The sequence below is a fragment of the Arthrobacter woluwensis genome, assembly GCF_030816155.1.
GTDB classification, from domain to species: Bacteria; Actinomycetota; Actinomycetes; order Actinomycetales; family Micrococcaceae; genus Arthrobacter_E; species Arthrobacter_E woluwensis_A.
This window is the reverse complement of the sequence record NZ_JAUSXR010000001.1, coordinates 1,327,022-1,348,327: the sequence shown is the minus strand read 5'-3', so window position 1 is coordinate 1,348,327 and position 21,306 is coordinate 1,327,022. Positions and strand designations below refer to the sequence as shown.

17 protein-coding genes are annotated in these 21,306 nt (G+C 68.2%); 7 read left to right on the top strand and 10 right to left on the bottom strand.

Annotated features, from left to right (window positions below):
- Positions 1–42: 42 nt before the first annotated feature.
- On the top strand, positions 43–954 hold the full coding sequence (locus tag QFZ52_RS05990) for a LysR family transcriptional regulator (RefSeq protein WP_066212932.1): 912 nt from the start codon (positions 43–45) through the stop codon (positions 952–954).
- Positions 955–1,066: 112 nt separating this feature from the next.
- Complete coding sequence (locus QFZ52_RS05985; protein WP_307496716.1) at positions 1,067–1,564, top strand: DUF2004 domain-containing protein; 498 nt, start codon at positions 1,067–1,069, stop codon at positions 1,562–1,564.
- An 87-nt stretch (positions 1,565–1,651) separates the two neighbouring features.
- On the opposite strand, the gene metE is transcribed toward QFZ52_RS05985, so the two are convergent.
- The 9 genes from metE to QFZ52_RS05940 form a co-directional block, all read right to left on the bottom strand.
- Entirely contained in the window at positions 1,652–3,976 is a 2,325-nt protein-coding gene (gene metE / locus QFZ52_RS05980; protein ID WP_307496715.1) for a 5-methyltetrahydropteroyltriglutamate--homocysteine S-methyltransferase, read from the bottom strand.
- A 90-nt stretch (positions 3,977–4,066) separates the two neighbouring features.
- The gene (locus QFZ52_RS05975; protein WP_307496714.1) at positions 4,067–5,017 is read right to left on the bottom strand and encodes a methylenetetrahydrofolate reductase; all 951 of its coding nucleotides are present in this window, start codon (positions 5,015–5,017) and stop codon (positions 4,067–4,069) included.
- A gap of 286 nt (positions 5,018–5,303) precedes the next feature.
- Positions 5,304–6,557 (bottom strand): ROK family transcriptional regulator, encoded by a 1,254-nt coding sequence (locus QFZ52_RS05970; protein ID WP_307496712.1) that lies wholly within the window; start codon positions 6,555–6,557, stop codon positions 5,304–5,306.
- Positions 6,558–6,654: 97 nt separating this feature from the next.
- A complete protein-coding gene (locus tag QFZ52_RS05965) occupies positions 6,655–8,001 on the bottom strand; it encodes a class I SAM-dependent methyltransferase (protein ID WP_307496711.1) in 1,347 nt (448 codons plus the stop codon).
- A gap of 24 nt (positions 8,002–8,025) precedes the next feature.
- Positions 8,026–8,769, bottom strand: coding sequence for a tyrosine-protein phosphatase (locus QFZ52_RS05960; protein WP_307496710.1), 744 nt, complete (start codon positions 8,767–8,769; stop codon positions 8,026–8,028).
- A gap of 104 nt (positions 8,770–8,873) precedes the next feature.
- A complete protein-coding gene (locus QFZ52_RS05955) occupies positions 8,874–10,154 on the bottom strand; it encodes an RNA polymerase sigma factor (RefSeq protein ID WP_373425631.1) in 1,281 nt (426 codons plus the stop codon).
- Positions 10,155–10,492: 338 nt separating this feature from the next.
- Positions 10,493–11,851, bottom strand: a complete 1,359-nt coding sequence (locus QFZ52_RS05950) for a DUF4192 family protein (RefSeq protein ID WP_307496708.1) — start codon at positions 11,849–11,851, stop codon at positions 10,493–10,495.
- Between the two features lie 125 nt (positions 11,852–11,976).
- On the bottom strand, positions 11,977–13,284 hold the full coding sequence (locus QFZ52_RS05945; protein WP_307496707.1) for an MFS transporter: 1,308 nt from the start codon (positions 13,282–13,284) through the stop codon (positions 11,977–11,979).
- A gap of 108 nt (positions 13,285–13,392) precedes the next feature.
- Positions 13,393–14,424, bottom strand: coding sequence for a proteasome assembly chaperone family protein (locus tag QFZ52_RS05940; RefSeq protein WP_307496706.1), 1,032 nt, complete (start codon positions 14,422–14,424; stop codon positions 13,393–13,395).
- A gap of 213 nt (positions 14,425–14,637) precedes the next feature.
- Between QFZ52_RS05940 and QFZ52_RS05935 the strand changes: the two genes are divergently transcribed.
- The 4 genes from QFZ52_RS05935 (at position 14,638) to QFZ52_RS05920 (ending at position 20,137) form a co-directional block, all read left to right on the top strand.
- Positions 14,638–16,140, top strand: a complete 1,503-nt coding sequence (locus QFZ52_RS05935) for a leucyl aminopeptidase (protein WP_307496705.1) — start codon at positions 14,638–14,640, stop codon at positions 16,138–16,140.
- 275 nt (positions 16,141–16,415) lie between these two features.
- The gene (gene lpdA / locus QFZ52_RS05930) at positions 16,416–17,795 is read left to right on the top strand and encodes a dihydrolipoyl dehydrogenase (protein WP_066212960.1); all 1,380 of its coding nucleotides are present in this window, start codon (positions 16,416–16,418) and stop codon (positions 17,793–17,795) included.
- Between the two features lie 123 nt (positions 17,796–17,918).
- Positions 17,919–19,622 (top strand): 2-oxoglutarate dehydrogenase, E2 component, dihydrolipoamide succinyltransferase, encoded by a 1,704-nt coding sequence (gene sucB, locus QFZ52_RS05925; protein ID WP_307496704.1) that lies wholly within the window; start codon positions 17,919–17,921, stop codon positions 19,620–19,622.
- A gap of 158 nt (positions 19,623–19,780) precedes the next feature.
- Complete coding sequence (locus QFZ52_RS05920; protein WP_208188696.1) at positions 19,781–20,137, top strand: hypothetical protein; 357 nt, start codon at positions 19,781–19,783, stop codon at positions 20,135–20,137.
- 118 nt (positions 20,138–20,255) lie between these two features.
- Here QFZ52_RS05920 and QFZ52_RS05915 read toward each other — a convergent pair whose 3' ends face one another.
- A complete protein-coding gene (locus QFZ52_RS05915; RefSeq protein WP_307496703.1) occupies positions 20,256–20,630 on the bottom strand; it encodes a VOC family protein in 375 nt (124 codons plus the stop codon).
- Positions 20,631–20,818: 188 nt separating this feature from the next.
- On the opposite strand from QFZ52_RS05915, the gene QFZ52_RS05910 reads away from it, so the two are divergent.
- Positions 20,819–21,247, top strand: a complete 429-nt coding sequence (locus QFZ52_RS05910; protein ID WP_307496701.1) for an OsmC family peroxiredoxin — start codon at positions 20,819–20,821, stop codon at positions 21,245–21,247.
- Positions 21,248–21,306: the final 59 nt, after the last annotated feature.

The following is a 21,306-nucleotide window of genomic DNA, read 5'->3' as shown; positions in this document are numbered from 1 at the left end:
CCGCCTAAACTGTCTGGGACGACCCCGGAGGAAAGGCCACCCGTGATCAACCCAGTCCACCTGCGAACCCTGCTCGCGGTGATCCGGCACGGCTCCTTCGCCTCCGCGGCACAGCACCTCGGCTACACCGCGTCGGCCGTCTCCCAGCAGATCTCAGCTCTGGAGCGCGACGCCGGCGTCGAGCTCTTCCAGCGCCATGCCCGCAGCATCGTCCCCACGGAGGCCGCGCAGGCCATGAGCCGGCACGCCACCAAGGTCCTCACCGACATCGAGGCCCTGCTGGCCGCGGCGTCCAAGGCCCAGGACGAGACCCGGCAGGAGCTCCGGCTCGGCATCTTCCCCAGCCTCGCGACCTACGTCCTGCCCCGCATCATGAGCAACCCCACCTGGACACGCCTCGGGATCGAATTGAAGATCTCCGTCGCCGAACCGGGTCAGACCATCCAGGGACTGCGCGACGGCGGCGAGCTCGACCTCGCGCTGGTGTACCAGGTGGGACAGAGCGGCCTGGCCTGGCCCCACTCCATGCGGCGCCAATGGATCGGCGACGACGACTTCCGCGTGGTGGTCCCCTCCTCCTGGCGCTTCTCCCCCGGCGCCACAGTGGCCGCCGAGCAGCTCTCCGGCATGCCGTGGATCGTGCACCACCCCGGAACCGCGGACGCCGTGGTGATCGAGCGGCTCTTCGCCAGCTGCGGTCTGCACCCCCGTGTGGTGGCGCACAGTGACGACTTCACGGCCAGCGTCGAGCTCGCCGCCGCGGGACTCGGCGCCGCCCTGGTCCCCGAGCTCGCCCTCGGCGACCGGCCGGACGGGATCGCGATCCTCGACGTCCCGGAGATCCGGCTGGCCCGCAACGTCTTCGCCCTGCTGCCCGGCGGCAAGGGCGGCCCCCGGGTGGACCTGTTCCTGGAACTGCTCTCCGACACCCTGCGGGAGACCCTGCAGCGCTGAATCCCCGGCCGGCCCCGGGTGTGGCCCGTGGCGGTTCCGGGCGCGCACGTAACCCGGAAACGCCGAAGCGGCAAGTCTGGAAAGCGGAGCCGGGCCGGTCTATGTTGAACACATGAGCACGGTCATCAGCGAGCATTTCGGTGAACTCGAACTCAATCACGGGACGGCGCACTGCTTCACCACCCGGCACACCGTGCACGGGGTCCCCGTGGAGATCGAGCTCAACTTCGCCGCGCATGAGCGCCCGGACCAGGCCTCCGTGCACAAAGCCGATTACCGGCTGCATTACCTCCCCGAGCTGGTGGATCAGATCAAGGACCTGATCAGCGAGGAACTGGGGCAGGAGGACAGCCAGGTCCAGGAGTTCCGGCACTTCCACTGCAAGGGGCTCGACCAGGAGAAACGCTGGGCCACCTTCGGCACCACCGACGAGGTGGACGATCAGAGCTTCGTCAGCGCCCTCAGGCTCGGACACGTCGGGATCTTCCCCGACCAGCCGGAACGCTACTTCGTCCTGGACTTCAGCCTGGGCGAGCACTTCAGTGACGAAGTGCTCGTGGCCACCGCGGACGCGGACGGCGTGGTGGACGACGAGATCACCTGGGCGTGAGCCCACTCCCTGACGCACGACGGCGGCGGGTCACCCTTTCCGGGCGACCCGCCGCCGTCGTGCGTCAGAGGTGTTGCAAGTCGAGCGTCAGACGCTCGCGCCGATATCCTCACGGACGGCCTTCGCAGCCTCCACGAGGTTGCGCAGCGACGCCTCGGTCTCCTCGTAGCCGCGGGTCTTCAGGCCGCAGTCCGGGTTGACCCAGAGCTGGCGGCTCGGCACGTGCTTGACCGCGGTGGAGAGCAGTTCCGTCACCTCGGCCTCACCGGGCACGCGCGGCGAGTGGATGTCGTAGACACCCGGCCCGACGCCGCGGCCGAAGCCGTGGGACTCGAGGTCGTGCACGACCTCCATGCGGGAGCGTGCCGCCTCGATCGAGGTCACGTCCGCGTCCAGGCCGTCGATCGCGTCGATGATGACGCCGAACTCGGAGTAGCAGAGGTGGGTGTGGATCTGCGTGGCATCCCGGGCACCCGCCGTCGCGAGACGGAAGGAGTCCACGGACCACTTCAGGTACGCCGGCTGATCGGCCTTGCGCAGGGGCAGCAGCTCGCGCAGGGCGGGCTCGTCCACCTGGACCACCTTGATGCCGGCCGCCTCCAGATCGGTGATCTCATCCCGCAGGGCGAGGGCCAACTGGTTGGCGGTCTCCCCCAGCGGCTGGTCGTCCCGGACGAACGACCACGCGAGGATCGTGACCGGGCCCGTGAGCATGCCCTTCATGGGCTTCTCGGTCAGCGACTGGGCGTACTCGGCCCAGGCCACCGTGATGGGAGCCGACCGGGTCACGTCACCCCAGAGGATGGACGGGCGGGTGCAGCGCGAGCCGTAGGACTGGACCCAGCCGTGCACGGTGACGTCGAAACCGTCCAGGTTCTCCGCGAAGTACTGCACCATGTCGTTACGCTCCGGCTCGCCGTGCACCAGCACGTCGTAGCCCAGCTCCTCCTGCAGGTCGACCACGCGCTTGATCTCGTCCTTCATGAGCTGCTCGTACTGAGCGTCGTTCAGCTCGCCCTTGATGTTGCGGGCACGGGCGGAGCGGATCTCGGACGTCTGCGGGAACGAACCGATGGTGGTGGTGGGCAGGGCGGGCAGCTGCAGAGCGGCTTCCTGGGCGGCCTCACGGACCGCGTACTCGGAACGGCTGAAGTCGGCTCCCGTCAGCGCCGCGGTGCGGGCCCGGACCTCGTCACGGCGGACGCCTTCGGCGGTGGCGCGGGAGGCGATGACGGCGGAAGCCGCCTCGATCGCAGCCTGCGCGGCTGCCGGGTCGGTCAGGTAGGACGCGAGGGTCTTGACCTCCACTGCCTTCTGATCCGCGAAGGCGAGCCAGGACTTCAGCTGCTCGGAGAGCTTGGTCTCCTCGGCGACGTCGTGGGGAACGTGCTGCGTGGAGGTGGATGTGGAGACGGTCACTCGAGCGGCCGAGGCCTTGAGAGCGTCCAGAACCGCCGCGGAGGCGGCCAGGTCGTTCCGCCAGATGTTGTGGCCGTCCACCACGCCGGCGACCAGCGTCTTGGAGCCCAGGGCGGCCAGCGCGGCCTCGGACGGCACCGCGCCCTTGAAGACGTCCAGGTGCAGGGCATCGATGCTGCTGGCCGCCAGGGCGCCCAGCTGACCATCGAGCGAGCCGTACGGCGTGGAGACGAGGATCTGCGGGCGATCGGCGACGGCGGTGAGGACCTCGTAAGCGCGGGTCACCGCGGCATCGAGCTGCTCCGCCGGGATGTCCTGGTCGACCACGAGGGCGGGCTCGTCGAGCTGGACCCAGCCGGCGCCCGCGGCGGCGAGCTTGCCCAGCAGCTCGGCATAGACGGGCAGGACGTCCTCGAGCCGCGACAGAGGCTGGAAGCCGGCCGGGGCGTCGTCGGACGCCTTCGACAGCAGCAGGAACGTCACCGGACCCACGAGGTACGGGCGGGTCTCGATGCCGTTCGCCAGAGCGTACTGGAACTCCTCGACCACGCGGGAGGACGTCAGGCGGAAGTCGGTCTCCGGACCGATCTCCGGGACCAGGTAGTGGTAGTTGGTGTCGAACCACTTGGTCATCTCGAGCGGCTGCTGCTCGCGGGAGCCGCGGGCCAGGGTGAAGTAGCCGTCGATGTCCAGGACGCCCTCGTCGGTGAGGAGGTTCCCGAAACGGGCCGGAATGGCACCCAGGTGAGCTGCGGCGTCGAGCACCTGGTCGTAGTAGGAAAAGGTGCCCGGCACCGCGGCCGGCTCGTCCAGGCCGAGCTCCACCAGACGGCGGGCGCTGCCCAGCTGGATCTCCTTGGCCGCGGCGTCCAGCGCGGCGGCGTCGATCTTCCCGGCCCAGTAGGCTTCGACGGCATTCTTGAGTTCGCGACGGCGGCCGATACGCGGGTAGCCGAGGAGGCTGGCTGCGGGGAAGGGGGTCTGTGCGGTCATGATGAATCCTTTGAGTTCGGTTCAGGTTTTCGGGCAGGGGGTATCCCCTGTGGTGCCGGACGGATCCGGCGAAGTGAAGAAGGGACGGCCTCAGGAGGCCAGGGCGGCACGCTCGTGGAGCGGGCGGCTGGGACGCGGCAGATTCAGCCGGTCCAGGACGTCCAGCGCATGGCGGTGCTCATTGAAGGTGTAGAGATGCAGGCCGGGCGCCCCGGAATCCAGGGCCGCATTGGCCAGCTCCACGGTGGCGGCCACGCCGATGCGCTGCGCCTCCAGCTCGCTGCCGGCCGTCTCGAGCGCGTGCATCAGCGCCGGATCGGGCGCGACGCCGGACAGCTCGGACAGCCTGGTGACGCGCCGGAGGCTCGTCAGGGGCATGACGCCCGGGATGATCGGGATGGTCACTCCGGCCCGGCGGGCACGGACGAGCAGGTCCTCGTACTGCCGGGCGTGGAAGAACACCTGGGTGATCGCGAAATCGGCGCCGGAGCGCTGCTTGGCCAGCAGCACCTCCACATCGTGGGCCTCGCTGGGTGACTCCGGATGACGCGTCGGATAAGCCGCCACGCCGATGGCCACCTTGCCGGCGCAGAGCAGGGCCGAACGGCTCTGCTCCACCCGGCGGATGAGCTCCACCAGATCCTGGGCGTAGTGCAGGGAACCTTCGGGGAGCGGAGAGCCGTCCCGGGGAAGGTCACCCCGCAGAGCCAGGATGCCGCGTACGCCGTGGTCCAGGAGCTGGGCCACGATGCCGGCGAGTTCGGCGGCCGTGTTCCCCACACAGGTCAGATGGGCCAGCGGGCGCAGGAGGGTCTCCTCCTGCAGGCGGGCCACCAGGTCCAGTGCGGTGTCATGGTTGGAGCCGCTGGCTCCGTAGGTGACGGACACGTAGTCCGGCGCGGTGGTCTCCAGCTCACGGATGGTGGCCCAGAGGACTTCCTCGGCGGCCTGGGAGCGGGGAGGGAACAGTTCGTAGGACAGCGCGACGGGCGTCGTGCCCTGCTGCTGTAGGGGTCGGTCAATGAGGCTGGGTGGGGACATCTGCAATCCTCGACGTCTGGCGTTATGGATGAGGCACGGCAGACCGGCGCGCATGCTGACGCCTGGCCTGTTGCCGTGTGCAAATGTCAGGCCCACATGGGGGCACCCACACCCTCCATGAGAGGGTCGCTGACACGTTACCGCGGTAACTGATGTGTCCACACTACGAGAGCCTGATCGGCCTCGGCAAACGCATCATCGAATTAAGACGCAATCTTACGGAGCAGAAAGCCGCGACGCCGAACAATGTTCAGCGCCGCGGCCTGGAGGTCAGTTCTCGACGGACTCAGCCGCCCAGCAGCAAACGTTCCGAGCGAGGAGCCAGCGCGTGCTCCAGGACGAGGCACGCCGCGCCGATGGCGCCGACGTCCTCGCCCACGCGGCTGCCCACGACCTGAGGCACATGGATGTCCCGAGCGTCGGCGCCATGCGCCACCTGCTCCGGAACACGGTTGAGGTAATACGGTGCGAGCCTTGTCCAGAACGGGCCGCCGAACACCACGCGGTCCAGGTCCATGGCATTGGCGATCACGGAGACCGCACGCGAGAGGTGCAGCGCCGAGCGGTCCAGGATCGCGATCGCGGCCTCGTCCCCGCCGTCGGCCGCATCGCAGAGCTTGTTGAAGCGCTCCTGCACGACGACGCTCGAGTCGCCTTCCGCCAGAGGCTCAACCAGACCGGCCTTCGCCCCGGCGTCCACCAGGACGCGAGGAATGACGGTCGACTTCACGCAGCCGTTGAGTCCGCAGTCGCACGGCGGGCCGTCAGGGTCGACCACGATGTGGCCCATCTCCCCTGCGTTGCCGCTCGCTCCGCGGAACACTTCGTCGTTGAGGACGAGTCCGCAGCCGATGCCGGTGCCCATGTAGAAGACCCCGAAGTTGCTGGAGGCGTTGTCACCCGCGACCCAGGTCTCGGCCACAGCGGCCGCCGTGACGTCCTTGTCCAGGACCACCGGAAGGCCGGTGGCCTTGCTCAGCGCGTCCCGCAGGTGGACACGGGTCCAGCCCTCCAGCAGCGGCGGGTTGACCACGGTTCCGGCGTCGAGATCGATCGGACCGGGCGCCGCGACGCCGAGACCCGTGAGTTTGGCGGCGTCGACCCCGGATTCCTCGATGAGACGCTGGACCTCGAACACGATCGCGGCCATGACGGCGGTCGGCTCGCCGGCCTCCGGGGTGTCGATCTTCGAGTCCAGGACCACATTGCCCGTCAGGTCCAGGACGGAGAAGCTGATGACCGCCGGGTCCACATGCACGCCCACGGCGTACATGCCGGAGGGGTTCAGGCGCAGGATGGTGCGGGGCTTGCCCGGACCCACGCCGGCTTTGCCCGCCTCGACGATGAGTCCCTGATCCAGCAGACGGCGAGAGATGTTGGAGATCGTCTGGGGTGAAAGGCCGACCAGACCCGCAAGCTCAACCCGGCTCAGTCCATGGGGCGACCGCCGAATGGTGTCGAGGATCACCGTCAGGTTGAAGTCGCCCATCTTGGGTAGGTTGGTTCCGCGCCGCGAAGCGGGCGTGCGGAGCTCAGTCACGCATTCTCCTTCAAGAAAAGTGCAGGGCAACTTGCGTTTGCTCGTAGGCTACCAGCCGCAGGGTCCCGGAACCTGCAACTGAACTGTTGAGTCCCGATCATGCCGTTTCCGCGACGTTGCGCCTGGTCCGTGTGACGGTGAACTTCCTGTTCCGGCCCACGATGTCCGTCGGGCCCACGTATTTCTCCAGAGCCGGAAGATATCCGAGATGGCTGTTCCACACGGTCCAGAGCTCACCGCCTGGACTGAGCACCTCCGCGGCTGCGCGGAAGAGCTTGAGCGCCGCTCCCGCGTGCACGCTGTGGCCCAGATGGAACGGCGGGTTGAGCAGGATCAGTTCCGCCGATCCGCTCGGGAACCCGTCGAGCGCATCCGTGTGGACCGCGAGGACCCGGTCCCCCACGCCGTGTGCCGTGGCGGTGAGGCGGGCGCTTCGCACCGCGGCGGCCGAGACGTCGCTCGCGACCACCCGCACCCCGGGCTGCGACGCGGCCAGCAGCGTGGCGAGCACGCCGGAGCCGCAGCCGAGATCGATGGCCGTGGCGACCTCGGGCATGCGGGGCAGGAAATCGAGCAGGAACCGGGTCCCGATGTCCACCTTCGCGCCCGCGAACACCGCCCCATGGGCGTGCACCTCGAGAGCCAGGTCACCTTCGCGTCCGAGACCCTCGTGCCATTCACGCACCGGGAAGGAGCTGGTGCTGTGCCCGGTCGCGTCCGGGCCTGGGTTCGTGTCCGGGTTCGGGTCCGCCGCCACGCCTGAGTCCGGCGCCGTCACGGGTTCTCCGGGACCGACGGCGCGGGGCTGGTCGGCAACAGGCCGGTCGGCGCGGGACTGGTCAGTACGCGGCCGGGTCGCCGTCAGGACACGCGCCTTGCCCTTGGCCAGGCTCGCGGTGACGGAGGCGAAATCGGCGCCGAGCACGTCGTTCATGGACAGCGTCATGTGCTTGACCATGCCTGCGGCCAGGACCACGACGTCGGGGTGCGCGTGTTCCGCGATCGCTTCGCTCAGTTCCGCGAGCTCCGCCAGATTCTTGGGCAGGCGCAACAGCACCAGGCGAGCCCCGGCGAGCAGCGCCGGGCCGTAGAGCGCCGGCGAGGATTCGTCGTCGTGGATCCTGACGAATCCCGTGATGCCGAGCCGCGCCGCGTTGGCGTCCAGGGCGGCTTCCCCCGTGGCCAGGTCCTGCCAGATCCGGAGCCGCGAAACGGCCGCCGGCCCGCCCTCGGTGGAACGAGCGAGCAGAGGCAGACTGATCGCGCCGTAGCGGTCGCCGATCACCACGACCTCCGGGTCATGGATCCCCTCCGCCTGCAGACGGTCCAGCTGCTCCGAGGCGTGCTCGAGCAGCAGGCGATCCGCGCCGTCGAAGGCCTGGAGGTTGTCAGCCTCGACGTCGGGCCAGCGGCTCAACGCCAGATGAATGCCCTCAGGGTTCATAAGATTCATAAGATTCACAGAAACTCACACGCTGCCCGTCAGGAGAGCGGCCCGGAGTGCCTCGAGTTCCGCAGCGGTGAGTCCGTGGTGGGTGAGATAGCCTGCTCCGCCCCCGAAGTCAGCGTCCAGCAGTTCCAGGGTCTCAAGCATGGCGGAGGCGGGGCTCCCTCCCGCGATCGCGAGGATCTGCTCACTGACCGGAACCCCCATCTTGCCCAGGAGGGCCTTGACCCCTTCGAGCCACTCCCCCGCGAGATTCGCCTCGGTGCCGGCGTAATCGGCGACGATCGCTTCGCGATCCACCCCCACCGCGTCCAGCAGCAGGGCCACCATGACCCCGGTGCGGTCCTTGCCCGCCGTGCAATGCACCAGCGTGGAGCGGCCCTGCGAAGCGTTGGCCGTCACGCTGCGCGCGAGCCCCACCGCCACGGAGCCGCCTTGCGCCAGGATCATCCGGTACAGCCCCGGCAGCGTCGGCAGGCTCTGCAGCGAGGTGCCCAGAGCGCCGGCCAGGACATTGCCGCGTAGCACTTCGACGTCGAGACCCGTCAGCGCGCTGGGCGCGTGCAGCACTTCGTCGTCGTCCCGGAGATCCAGGATGGTTGCCACCTTCAGCTCTCGCAGGAGGCTCCGGCCCTCATCGCTCAGCAGGTGGAGGGCGTCGGAACGGAAGAAGACACCCTCCTTGGTGAGCCGTCCGCCTGCGGGCAGGGAGCCCAGCCCACGGAAGTTGTAGGTCTGGGGCAAGGGGGTGGCCTGGCCGATCAACGAATGGCTCCTTCACTCGGCATCATGTGCTGTTAACGGCGGAAGTCCCCTCGTGGTTCCGGCCCGGAATGGACCGGGACCACGAGGGGACTTCCGGAAGAACCTCAGTCCAGGTAATCCCGGAGGACCTGCGACCGCGAAGGGTGACGCAGCTTGGACATCGTCTTGGATTCGATCTGGCGGATACGCTCACGCGTGACACCGTAGACCTTGCCGATTTCGTCTAAAGTCTTCGGCTGTCCGTCGGTGAGGCCGAAGCGCATGGCCACCACACCGGCCTCGCGCTCGGACAGGGTGTCCAGCACGGAGTGAAGCTGCTCCTGGAGCAGGGTGAAGCTCACGGCATCGGCCGGAACCACGGCCTCGGAGTCCTCGATCAGGTCACCGAACTCAGAGTCGCCGTCCTCGCCCAGCGGCGTGTGCAGCGAGATGGGCTCGCGACCGTACTTCTGGACCTCGACGACCTTCTCAGGCGTCATGTCGAGTTCCTTGGCCAGCTCCTCCGGTGTGGGTTCGCGACCGAGGTCCTGCAGCATCTGACGCTGCACACGGGCGAGCTTGTTGATGACCTCGACCATGTGCACCGGGATGCGGATGGTGCGTGCCTGGTCCGCCATGGCGCGGGTGATGGCCTGACGGATCCACCAGGTGGCGTATGTGGAGAACTTGAAGCCCTTGGTGTAGTCGAACTTCTCGACGGCACGGATGAGGCCCAGGTTGCCTTCCTGGATCAGGTCCAGGAAGAGCATGCCACGACCGGTGTACCGCTTGGCCAGGGAGACCACCAGGCGGAGGTTGGCCTCCAGGAGGTGATTCTTGGCGCGCTTGCCGTCGTGGATGATGAAGTCGAGTTCGCGACGGTACTTGGGGTCCATGGTGTCCCCCTCGGCAGCGATCTTCTCCTCGGCGAAGAGGCCCGCCTCGATACGGAGGGCGAGGTCGACCTCCTGCTCGGCGTTGAGGAGAGCCACCTTGCCGATCTGCTTCAGGTAGTCCTTGACCGGGTCGGCCGTGGCGCCGGCCGACATGACCTGCTGAACGGGCGCATCGTCATCGCTCGCGTCGGAGTAGACGAAGCCGCTCCCGGTGGCGGCGGGCTTGGCGGTCGCCTCATCGGTCTCGGCCGCATCCGCTTCCACGTCCTCAGTGGGCTCTTCTTCCACGGCGTCCGAGGATTCATCCAGCTCGGAACCGGCAGCCTTGCGGCCCCGGCCCTTCGGCGCGGCATCGCTCTTCTTGGCGGCCGGACGGCGCGTCGCGGGGGCGGTGTCATCCTGCCCGGCGGCGGCCTCGGCTTCCTTCTTGGCCTTATTCGCGGCGCGTGTGGCGGCAGCCTTGGCGGCGCGCGCCTTCTTCTTCTCCTCGTCAGTCAACTCGGCCTTCACGGCAGTTTCCTTCGTCGTGGGAGTGGTCACAGAAACCCTTTCTAGCAGCGCCTGGCGGTGTCCCGGAGGGCAACACCACTATGACCCTGTCAAGTCCGTGCTGCCAGCGGCAGTTACTCCGGACCAGCAGAGCCTGTCTAAGACAACGCCACCGGCCTGGTGATTGTTCCCCGAAGTTTTCAACGACTTCGACTGAACAACCTTCAAGTTCACGGACCCAACCGGGTCTCGGCTACTAGTCTCTCACGAAATCGAGGCGTCCCGTAGCACCGACCGGAAGGATACCCTTTTCCCGGCCAGCTTCAAGGTGTTCTTCACCACACGACGGAGACCGGGCCTCACTCCTCCGCGTCCGGCGTCGCTTGCGTGTCCACCCCGCTGACCGGTCGGTCCAGGGGCCGTCTCCAACTGCTGTGGCGCCGGCTCGCCCACCCGCTGAGGGCACCGCTCAGAATCGCCCGGTTGAGCAGCGACGCCAAGCGGTGACCCGGCTCCACCACGAGCGCCTGGTCCAGCAACGCGGAGGCCTGACTGCCTCTCCCACGGCACCATTCCACCCAGGCCAGCCCGGTGAGCACGCCCGCCGGAGGGCGGTCCCCCGCCTGATGGAGCAGGTTCTGGAGAATGGTGGCGAAGTGATTCATCCGGTCCCAATCAGGTCCCGTCCCACTCTCAGCAAGGAACACATCACCGAAAGCCCCCAGCCACGGGATGAAGTCCTGCCCGGCCGGCGATCGCGGATTCTCGCCCTCGTCCGGTTCCGGTCCGTGGGCCGCCTCAGAACCGATGGCATCGGCCAGGACCGCCGCAGCGGCTCGCCCGCCCTGAAACGCGATGCTCCATGAAGACCCTGCGGACACATAGACCGCGTCCCGGACGGCCGGGATCTCGAGGGTGTGGCACAGTGCGCGGGACAGAGACGCAACGCGGTCAGAAGCCATGGAACTGTCAGGAAACGCAGTGCTGTCACGAAGGGCAGTGCCGTCAGGGGATGCTGCGCTGACGAGAGATGCCGTGCCGTCGAGATACGGCTCCCAGAAATCCAGCGCTTCGGCCAGGCTCGGCTGGTCCAGCGGCGCGTCGTCGGCGACCGCCGTCGAGGCGGGATGATCGTGCGGACCGGTCGACGGGCCTGGATCTCCCGGGGACTCCTGTCTCTGCGGTGGGAAAGGCCTCCCCGGATGGGGATCGACCGCGCTGCCCTGGAACACGAGTTCGGCTGCCAGGCGGGAGTCGCGGATCAGGTCCAGCGGATGCGCTGCGTCCACCTCACAGGGGCCCTCCCCGGTGAGCGAACACTCGGCGCCGCGGCAGCCCGAACCGTTCCACCCGTCCGTCCCCACGAGCCACAGCTCATGCACGGGACGGCCCGCTTGACCCAGCACCCAGGCCAGGAGCGCCATGAGTTCGGCCCGCTCGCCACGGACTCCCGCCACGCCGGTGTCCTGGAACATCGCGACGAACGTGCTGTCAGCCGAGGAGTCATGCTCCAGGTAGCTGAGAACCGCACGCACATACCTCAGCAGCGCGTCCCCCCGGAGGTCACGGGCCGGCAGGTCGACACGAAGAGTGGCGCCGATCCGGCCGGACCGGGCGGTCAGACAGACGAGGGAATCCCGGGGCCAGAATCCGATGGCATGGGGGATGTAGGCCAGGATGTCTTCCGGCCCACGGGCGGTCAGCGATGCAATGCTCATGGACCCACTTTCCCCGTGGAAAGAGAGGGGTGGGAGCGCCGAACACCGCTATGTGGACGGGACGCACCGGAGGATCTGTGGAGCCGGCGCCCACGCCGGCTCCGGGCACCCGTCGTGCGCCGGGATCAGCGGTTGCCGCCCCGCGAACGCTCCCAGAGCACCCGGGCCAGGGGCCGCGGCGAGATCCCCGCGGCCTGACGGGCCCTCCTCCGCACCACGGCCACCGCGACCATGCCCACCAGAAGAAAGATCAGCTGGGTGGACATCGCGATCCTGAAGGGTTCCAGGCCGTACAGCTCCCCGTGGGAGAAACCACTGGCGTTCAGGAGGTCCAGCACCAGACCGATCACATACATGCTCAGGAGTGCCGCCACGAAACCGCCGACATTGACGATCCCGGTGGCCGTGCCGATCCTCTCCACCGGATTGGAGGTCCGTGCGAAGTCGAAGCCGATCATCGACGCCGGACCACCGATCCCCATGACCACCACCAGAGTGATGAGGAGCCAGAGCGGGGCGCGTCCCGGCCACAGGAGCACGGCCAGCCAGCCGGCGCCCGTCACCAGGGAGACCAGGAGAACCATGGAGGACCGCCGGACCGGGTGCAGGGACACGAACCGGCCGAAGAAGGGTCCGGAGACCATGGCCACCAGGACGAAGAGACTCATGACGGCCGAAGCGGTCCCCCGGTCCAGGCCCTCGGCCGAGATCAGGAACGGATAGCCCCAGGCCATCGCGAAGACGGTCCCGGCGAACGGCGTGGTGAAGTGGCTCCACAGGCCCAGTCGTGTGCCGGGTTCGCGCCAGGACTCGGCCAGGGCGTGGCCGATCTCCTTCATCCCACCCGTGGACTGCGGCCGCGCCCGGCCGTGCGGCCTGTCCCGGAGCAGGGCGACCACCAGGACACAGGCGAGCGCGGACAGTCCCGCCAGCGACAGGAAGGCCGGAGTCCAGGCCGTCGAGTGCAGGAGCCAGGCGAAGGGTATGACGCTGACCAGTTGGCCGAGCTGACCCACCATTCCGGTGAACTGGGTCATGAGCGGCACGGTGCGGGCCGGGAACCAGGCCGGGATCAGCCGCAGCACGGAGACGAAGGTCGCGGCGTCACCGGCGCCCACCAGCACGCGTCCGACGACGCCGGCCGCGACCGAGTCCGCGGCCGCGAGCTGCGCCTGCCCCAGGAACATGAGGAAGGCGCCCATGGCGATCATGTTGCGGGGGCCGAGACGGTCCACCAGGACGCCCACCGGGATCTGGAGACCGGCGTACACGAGGAGCTGGAGCACCGAGAAGGCGGAGATCGCGGCGGCGCTGGCATGGAACCGGTCGGTGGCTTCCAGGCCCGCGATGCCGAAGGACGTCCGCTGTGTCACCGCCACCAGATACGCGAAGACTCCGATACCCCACATCACCCACGAACGCACGCTGCTCACGGGTCCATTCTTCCGCATGGGTTTCACGCACACGGCCGGGCGTGCTCCACGCGGCCCCGTGAAGGCCGGGTCACGCCCTGCTCACGGCGTCCGAAAAATCTCCCCCGCTCAGGCGCCGCCGGGCTGGTGGCCGCGGCCCGCCGTGCCGTCTTCAGCGTCGCTGCCGGCGTCCGGACCGCTTCCGGGCCCGGCGTCGTCGTCATCCTGGCTCAGCAGTTCCTGCGCCAGGTACGCCTCCACCGCGGCGCCGAGGGATTCGGCGCTGGGCAGCTCGTCATTCTCGTCCGCGAGCAGGGAGCGGCGCACGGTGTTCTCGCTGTGCTGGTCGTACCGCTCTTCAAGGTTGCGCACCACCTGCTGCACGTCCTCGCTGGCCTCCACCTGTTCGGCGATCTGCCGGGCGACATCCCGGGCCACCTCCCGCAAGCGGTCGGACGGCAGCATGAGGTTCGCGGCGGCGCCCAGGTATTCCATGCCGGCGACGGCGGCCTGCGGGTACTCCGCGTCGGCGACGTAGTGCGGCACATGGATCACGTACCCCGCCACATTGCGCTTCGCGGCGATCAACTTCAGTTCCAGGACATGCCCGATCGCGGCGGGGAATTCGACGGTCGGCCGCCACACCGAGATGCCCTCGATGAGCTCGGGCCGGTTGCCGTGCACGGTCACGCCCACGGGACGGGTGTGCGGCACCGGCATGGGGATCGCGTGGACCCAGGTCACCAGGTTCACGTCGAGCTGCTCGACGAGGCTCACCACCGCACGGGCGAAGCGCTCCCACTGGAGGTCGGGCTCGAAGCCCGCCAGGAAGAGGAAGGGCGTGCCGAGCGGATCCTCCAGCACGTACAGCGCGAGCCGCGGCGGCGCGTAGTCCTGCAGGTGGTCCTCGGCGAACGTGAGGTGAGGACGCCGCGAGCGGTAGTCGAGGAGCTGGTCGGCGTCGAAAACGGCGACAGGGCGCACCGACGGAGAGTCGAGCAGCTCAGCGGAGATCTGCCGGACCACGTGACCGGCGTCGGCGAATCCGGTGAAGGCCATGAGCAGGTTCAGCCCCTTCAGAGACCCGTCCTGCAGAAGCTCGTCGTCCGCACGGTAGAGCCCGGCAGGATCCAGCAGCGCTCCATACGTCTGGTCGAACAAAGTACCCTCCACACCATCCGGCCCCGGCCGGCGATCGTCGTCCTGATTGATTTACTGCTCAACGTTCGGGGCGGCCCTTGCATTCCCGCACAGCCCGTCCCCCGGTGTCACGGGCTACGATCTTAGATGGTGAAGGACGCCACATTGCGTCCGCACCATTGAACATGTGCGACAAGGATGTCCACCCGTACACCAGAAGTGAGGCAGGAACTCGTGGCCAAGAGCAACGAAGTCACCCTTGAAACAGTCAGCGGCGATCTGCGGAAGAAGCCCAGCGACGTCGTGGTCATCGGCGTCCGGCAGGGCAAGGAGGGCCCGGAACTCGCCGCCAGCCCCCTGAGCGCCAAGGCGTCCGAGGCCATCCAGTCCTCCCTGGCCCTGCTCGGGGTCACCGGCGCCGCGGATCAGCTCCACCGGCTCCCGGGCGTCCCGGAACTGGGCGCAGAGGTCATCGCCCTGGCGGGCCTGGGCAAGAAGGACGACGCCGAGTCGCTCCGCCGCGCCGCCGGCTCGGCCGTGCGCCAGCTCGCCGGAACCTCCACGGTGACGCTCGCCCTCCCTGCCCAGGACGAGACCGCCCTGGCCGCGATCGCCGAGGGCGCCGCTCTGGGCGCCTACGCGTTCCACGAGTACCGCTCCACCCGCGAAGGGCTGAAGGCCCCGGTCACCACCGTGCGCATCCACAGCGAACTCGCGGGCAGCCCGGCGGCGATGGCCGTGCTGAAGAAGGCCGCCGTCGTCGGCCGCTACGTCAACGCGACCCGCGACCTGGTGAACCAGCCGCCGAACGCGCTCTACCCCGAGTCCTTCGCGGCCGCGGCCAAGGACGCGGCGAAGTCGCTCCCCGTCAAGGTGACCGTCTGGGACGAGAAGCGCCTGGAAAAGGAGGGCTTCGGTGGCATCCTGGGCGTCGGCAAGGGCTCGGCCCGGCCCCCGCGCCTGGTCAAGGTCGAATACGCGCCCGCCAAGGCCCAGGCCCACGTGGCACTGGTCGGCAAGGGCATCACCTTCGACACCGGTGGCATCTCCCTGAAGCCGCCGGCGAACATGGACGAGATGAAGAGTGACATGGCGGGCGCCGCCACGGTCCTCAACGCCGCACTCGCCGCCGCCGAGCTCGGCCTGCCCGCCAAGGTCACCGCATGGCTCTGCATCGCGGAGAACATGCCCGGTGGCAACGCGCAGCGCCCCTCCGACGTCATGACCATCTTCGGCGGCAAGACCGTGGAGGTCCTGAACACCGACGCCGAGGGCCGCCTCGTCATGGCCGACGGCCTCGTGGCCGCGAGCCAGGAGCAGCCCGATGTGGTGATCGACGTCGCGACCCTCACGGGCGCCCAGCTCATCGCCCTGGGCGACCGGACCGCCGGCCTCATGGGCGACGAAGGCGTGACCGAGGCCCTGAAGGCCTCCGCGGATGCCGCCGGCGAACTCATGTGGCCCATGCCGATCCCCGAGGAATTGCGCCCGAGCCTCGACTCCGAGGTGGCCGATCTGGCCAACATCGGCGCGCGGCACGGCGGCATGATGACCGCCGCCGCCTTCCTGCGCGAGTTCGTCGGCGAGGACGCCACCGGCGAGACCATCTCCTGGGCCCACATCGACATCGCAGGCCCGTCGTTCAACAACGGCTCCCCCTACGGCTACACGCCGAAGAAGGCCACCGGCACCGCCGTGCGCACGCTCGTCGAGTACGTGGCGGGCCTGGCCTCCTGATCGGTCCGCACCCCCGGCGCGGCGACTTTCTGACCACCGTTCATTAAATGAACGTGAGTCACAGCACAAGGTCGCCGCGCCGGAGCCCTTTAAGGTGCACCATGGTTGAGGGTGACGCTAAGGTGAAAGCGAATGGCTCTGTGGCTGTTTCCCAGGCAGTCACAAAAGCATGACCACTGCAGAAGAACCCGACCTGCTGGCATAATCGCGGCAGGAAAAGTTCCAGACCAGAGGGTGCCGACCGGCACCGTCTCGACAATTCAGGGAGCGTCCACGTGGCCGAAGCGGCAACTGCGCAAGAATTCGACATCCTCGTCCTCGGCGGCGGCAGCGCGGGCTATTCCGCAGCCATCCGCGCGACGGAGCTGGGCATGACGGTGGGCCTCGTGGAGCGGGCCAAGCTGGGCGGCACCTGCCTGCACACCGGCTGTATTCCCACGAAGGCGTACCTGCACTCGGCTGAACTCGCCGACAACGCCCGTGAAGGCGCCAAGTACGGCGTGAACACCACGCTCGACTCGATCGACCTGGGCAAGGTCCGCGATCACAAGAACGGCATCGTCGCCGGCAAGCACAAGGGCCTGACCGGTCTTCTCAAGATGAAGAAGGTCAACGTCATCGAGGGCGAAGGCCAGCTCACCGCACCGGACACCATCACCGTCGATGGGGTCCCGTACAAGGGCAAGAACATCATCCTCGCCACCGGTTCCACCTCCAAGACCATGGGCCTGCAGATCGGCGGCCGGGTCATCACCTCCACCGAGGCCCTCGAGATGGGCGAGCTGCCCTCCTCCGCCATCGTCCTGGGCGGCGGCGTGATCGGCGTCGAGTTCGCCTCCATGTGGAACTCGTTCGGCGTGGACGTCACCATCGTGGAGGGCCTGCCCTCCCTGGTCCCGAACGAGGACCCCGCGATCATCAAGGTCCTGGAGCGCGAGTTCAAGAAGAAGGGCATCAAGTTCAAGACCGGCGTCTTCTTCGAGAAGGTCGAGCAGGACGAGAACCAGGCCACCGTCACCCTGGCTGACGGCACGTCCGTCTCCGCCGACATCGTGCTCGTCGCCGTGGGCCGTGGCCCCGTCACCGAAGGCTTCGGCTTCGCCGAGCAGGGCGTCACTCTGGACCGCGGCTTCGTCATCACCAACGAGCGCCTGCACACCGGCGTCGGCAACATCTACGCGATCGGCGACATCGTCCCCGGCGTGCAGCTGGCCCACCGCGGCTACCAGCAGGGCATCTTCGTCGCCGAGGAGATCGCCGGTCTGAACCCGGTGGTCGTCGAGGATGTCAACATCCCGAAGGTCACCTTCTGCGAGCCGGAGATCATGTCCGTGGGCTACTCCCAGCCCAAGGCCGAGGAGAAGTTCGGCAAGGACAACATCGAGACCCAGGAGTACAACCTGGCCGGCAACGGCAAGTCCTCCATCCTGGGCACTTCGGGCATCGTCAAGATGATCCGCGTGAAGAACGGCCCGATCGTCGGTGTGACCGGCATCGGCGGCCGCTTCGGCGAGCAGGTCGGCGAGGCCCAGCTCATCGTGAACTGGGAGGCGTTCCCGGAGGATGTCGCCACCCTGATCCACGCCCACCCGACGCAGAACGAATCCCTCGGCGAGGCCGCACTGGCGCTGGCCGGAAAGCCACTGCACGGCTGAGACCCCCGGGCCGGGGCGCCTGCCACAGGCACCCCGGCCCACCCCTGGAGGGCCTCTCCGAATGACCGGTCCCCCACACCAGATTTTCACCGCATTTAGATCACTAAGGAGAACGGGGACGACATGTCTGAATCCGTTAACTTGCCCGCACTCGGCGAGAGCGTCACGGAAGGTACCGTCACCCGCTGGCTGAAGTCCGTTGGCGACCGCGTCGAAGTGGACGAGCCGCTGCTGGAGGTTTCCACCGACAAGGTCGACACCGAGATCCCGTCCCCGATCGCCGGTGTGATCGAGCAGATCCTGGTCGCCGAGGACGAGGTCGCCGAGGTCGGCGCCGCCCTGGTCGTCATCGGCGACGGCTCGGGCTCCGGCGAGGCACCTGCCGCGCCTGCCCCGGCCGAGGAAGCCGCTCCCGCGCCCGCCGCAGAGGCCCCGGCCGCTCCGGCGCCCGCCGAGGCCGCTCCTGCCGCAGAAGCTCCCGCCGCACCCGCCGGTGAGGGCACCGAGGTCACCCTCCCCGCTCTGGGCGAGTCCGTGACCGAAGGCACCGTCACCCGCTGGCTGAAGGCCGTGGGCGAGTCCGTCGAGGTCGACGAGCCGCTCCTGGAGGTCTCCACCGACAAGGTCGACACCGAGATCCCGTCCCCCGTGGCCGGCACTCTGCTGGAGATCCGCGTGAACGAGGATGACACCGCCGAAGTGGGCTCCGTCCTCGCCGTCATCGGCGCCGCAGGTGCCGCAGCTCCGGCCGCAGCCCCCGCTCCCGCAGCTCCGGCCGCGGCACCGGCTCCCGCACCCGCTGCTGCTCCCGCTCCCGCCGCAGCACCGGCTCCGGCACCTGCTGCCGCTCCGGCCCCGGCGGCCGCTCCCGCACCCGCCGCTGCTCCGTCCGACGCCGAGTCCTACGTCACCCCGCTGGTGCGCAAGCTCGCCAAGGACAACGGCATCGACCTCGCTTCCGTCTCCGGCAGCGGTGTCGGCGGTCGCATCCGCAAGCAGGACGTCCAGGCGGCGATCGAGGCCAAGAAGGCCGCGGCTCCCGCTCCGGCAGCAGCTCCCGCTGCCGCCGCACCCGCTGCCGCTCCCGCCGTCGAAGCGTCCTCGCTCCGCGGCACCACGGAGAAGGCCCCGCGCATCCGCCAGGTCATCGCCCGCCGCATGCGTGAGTCTCTTGAAGTGTCGACTCAGCTGACCCAGGTCCACGAGATCGACATGACCCGCATCGTCAAGCTGCGGGCCTCGGCCAAGAACAACTTCAAGGCCGTCAACGGTGTCAACCTCACGTACCTGCCGTTCATCGCCAAGGCCGTCGCCGAGGCGCTGAAGGCCCACCCGAAGCTGAACGCCGAGTACAACGAAGAGACTCAGCAGATCACCTACCACAACGCCGAGCACCTGGCCTTCGCGGTCGACACCGACAAGGGCCTCCTGGTCCCCGTCGTGTCGAACGCGGGTGACCTGAATCTCGCCGGCCTGGCAGGCAAGATCGCCGACGTCGCCAACCGCACCCGCAGCGGGAAGATCGGTCCGGACGAGCTGTCCGGCGGCACCTTCTCCATCACGAACATCGGTTCGGTGGGCGCGCTCTTCGACACGCCGATCATCAACCAGCCGCAGGTCGCCATCCTCGGAACCGGCGCGATCGTCAAGCGCCCGATGGTGGTCACCGATGTGGACGGCAACGACTCGATCGCCATCCGCCACATGATGTACCTGTGCCTGACCTACGATCACCGCCTGGTGGACGGCGCCGACGCCGGCCGCTTCCTCCAGACGGTCAAGGCCCGTCTGGAAGGCGGCGCGTTCGAGGGCGACCTCGGACTGTAAGTCTCCACGCAGCACACGACGGCGGCCCGCACCTGGGCCCACGACAGTCAAAGACCCGAAGCGCTAAGCGCGTTTCGGAAGCTGTCGGGGGAAGGTGCGGGCCGCCGTCGTTCTACGGTCGGTAGAACTTTCTGACAGAGTGTCGCTAAACTGGAGGCATGACTGTCGTCTACTACATCGTCCTGTTCCTGCATCTGGTCGGCGCCGCCATGGTGGTGGGCCCCTGGATCGCCAACATGAAGTCCCCCACGGTCCACCCGCGTCAGTTCGACGGCGCCATGCTCCAGGTCATCACGGGCCTGGCCATGTACATCATGCTGATGGCGCACGTGATGCCGTACGACGCCAACCACATGAAGCTCGGCATCAAGTTCCTGATCGCGATCGTGATCGCCGTGGCCGCCACCATCGCCAAGATCAAGACCAAGAAGGGTCAGCCGATCTCGCTGGGTCTGGCACACGCCGTCGGTGGCCTGGGTCTGGTCAACATCGCGATCGCCGCACTCTGGCACTGATCACCTGACGGCGCTGTTCATCTGACGGCGCCACGTCCCGGGACATGAAAAGGGGCGGGAGAGCATCATGCTCTCCCGCCCCTTCGCTGTTCCAGGAATTCTCAGCCCTCTGTGATTCTCAGCCCTGTGCGATGCAGAACTCGTTGCCGTCCGGATCCTGCAGGACGACCCAGCCGAAGTCACCGATCGAGTGCCGGGCGGACTCGGACGCCCCCAGCTCCAGGGCCCGGGACAGCAGGGCCTCCGGATCCTCGGAGTGCAGGTCCAGATGCAGACGTCGCGGACCCTCGCTGGGGTGCTCGACGCGCTGGAACGCGAGCTTCGGCCCACCCGGGGAGACCGCGCTCAGCCAGACGAACTCCCCCTCGTAGGCCGACTCCACGGAGAGTTCCAGGAGTTCGGCCCAGAACCCCGAGAGGCTCTGAGGATCCGTGGTGTTGACGACGATCGAGGCGATGGCACCGAGCGCCGCCGGGCGCTTCTCTTCAGTCATGACAGCAGTCTAGGTCCAGTTCAGGGCCCTGCCCAGGGTCGGACCCGGCACCGCTCGCATCCCGCTCCCGTCACATTCCGGACCCCGCGGCGGCGGGTGTCCCTGCGCTCTGTAACGACCTAGGATGGTGCTCAAGGGTCTCTCCGCACGCGAGCAGGCCGAATCCCTCACTCTCCAAGGAGCAACTCATGGCAGTGACCCGCAGCGCTTCCACCGTCTGGACCGGCAACCTCTTCGAGGGCCAGGGCGAGACCACCTTCGAAAGCTCCTCCCTGGGCACGCACCCCGTGACCTGGAAGGCCCGCTCCGAGGCCGCCGAGGGCAAGACCAGCCCCGAGGAACTGATCGCGGCGGCCCACTCCGCCTGCTTCTCCATGGCCTTCAGCAACGAACTGGCCGAGGCCGGCTACACCGCCACGGAGATCCGCACCAAGTCCGAGGTCGGCTTCCAGCCGGGCGTGGGCATCACGGGCAGCAAGCTCACCCTGGTCGCCACCGTCCCGGGCATCTCCGAGGAGGACTTCCAGCGCATCGCGGGCGCTGCCAAGGTCGGCTGCCCCGTCTCCGCCGCACTCTCCGGCATCGAGATCACCCTGGACGCCACGCTCAACGCGTGAGTCCACGCCGCGTCTGAACCCTCACCGGTTCAGGCGCAGACAGCGAAGGGCCGGGAACG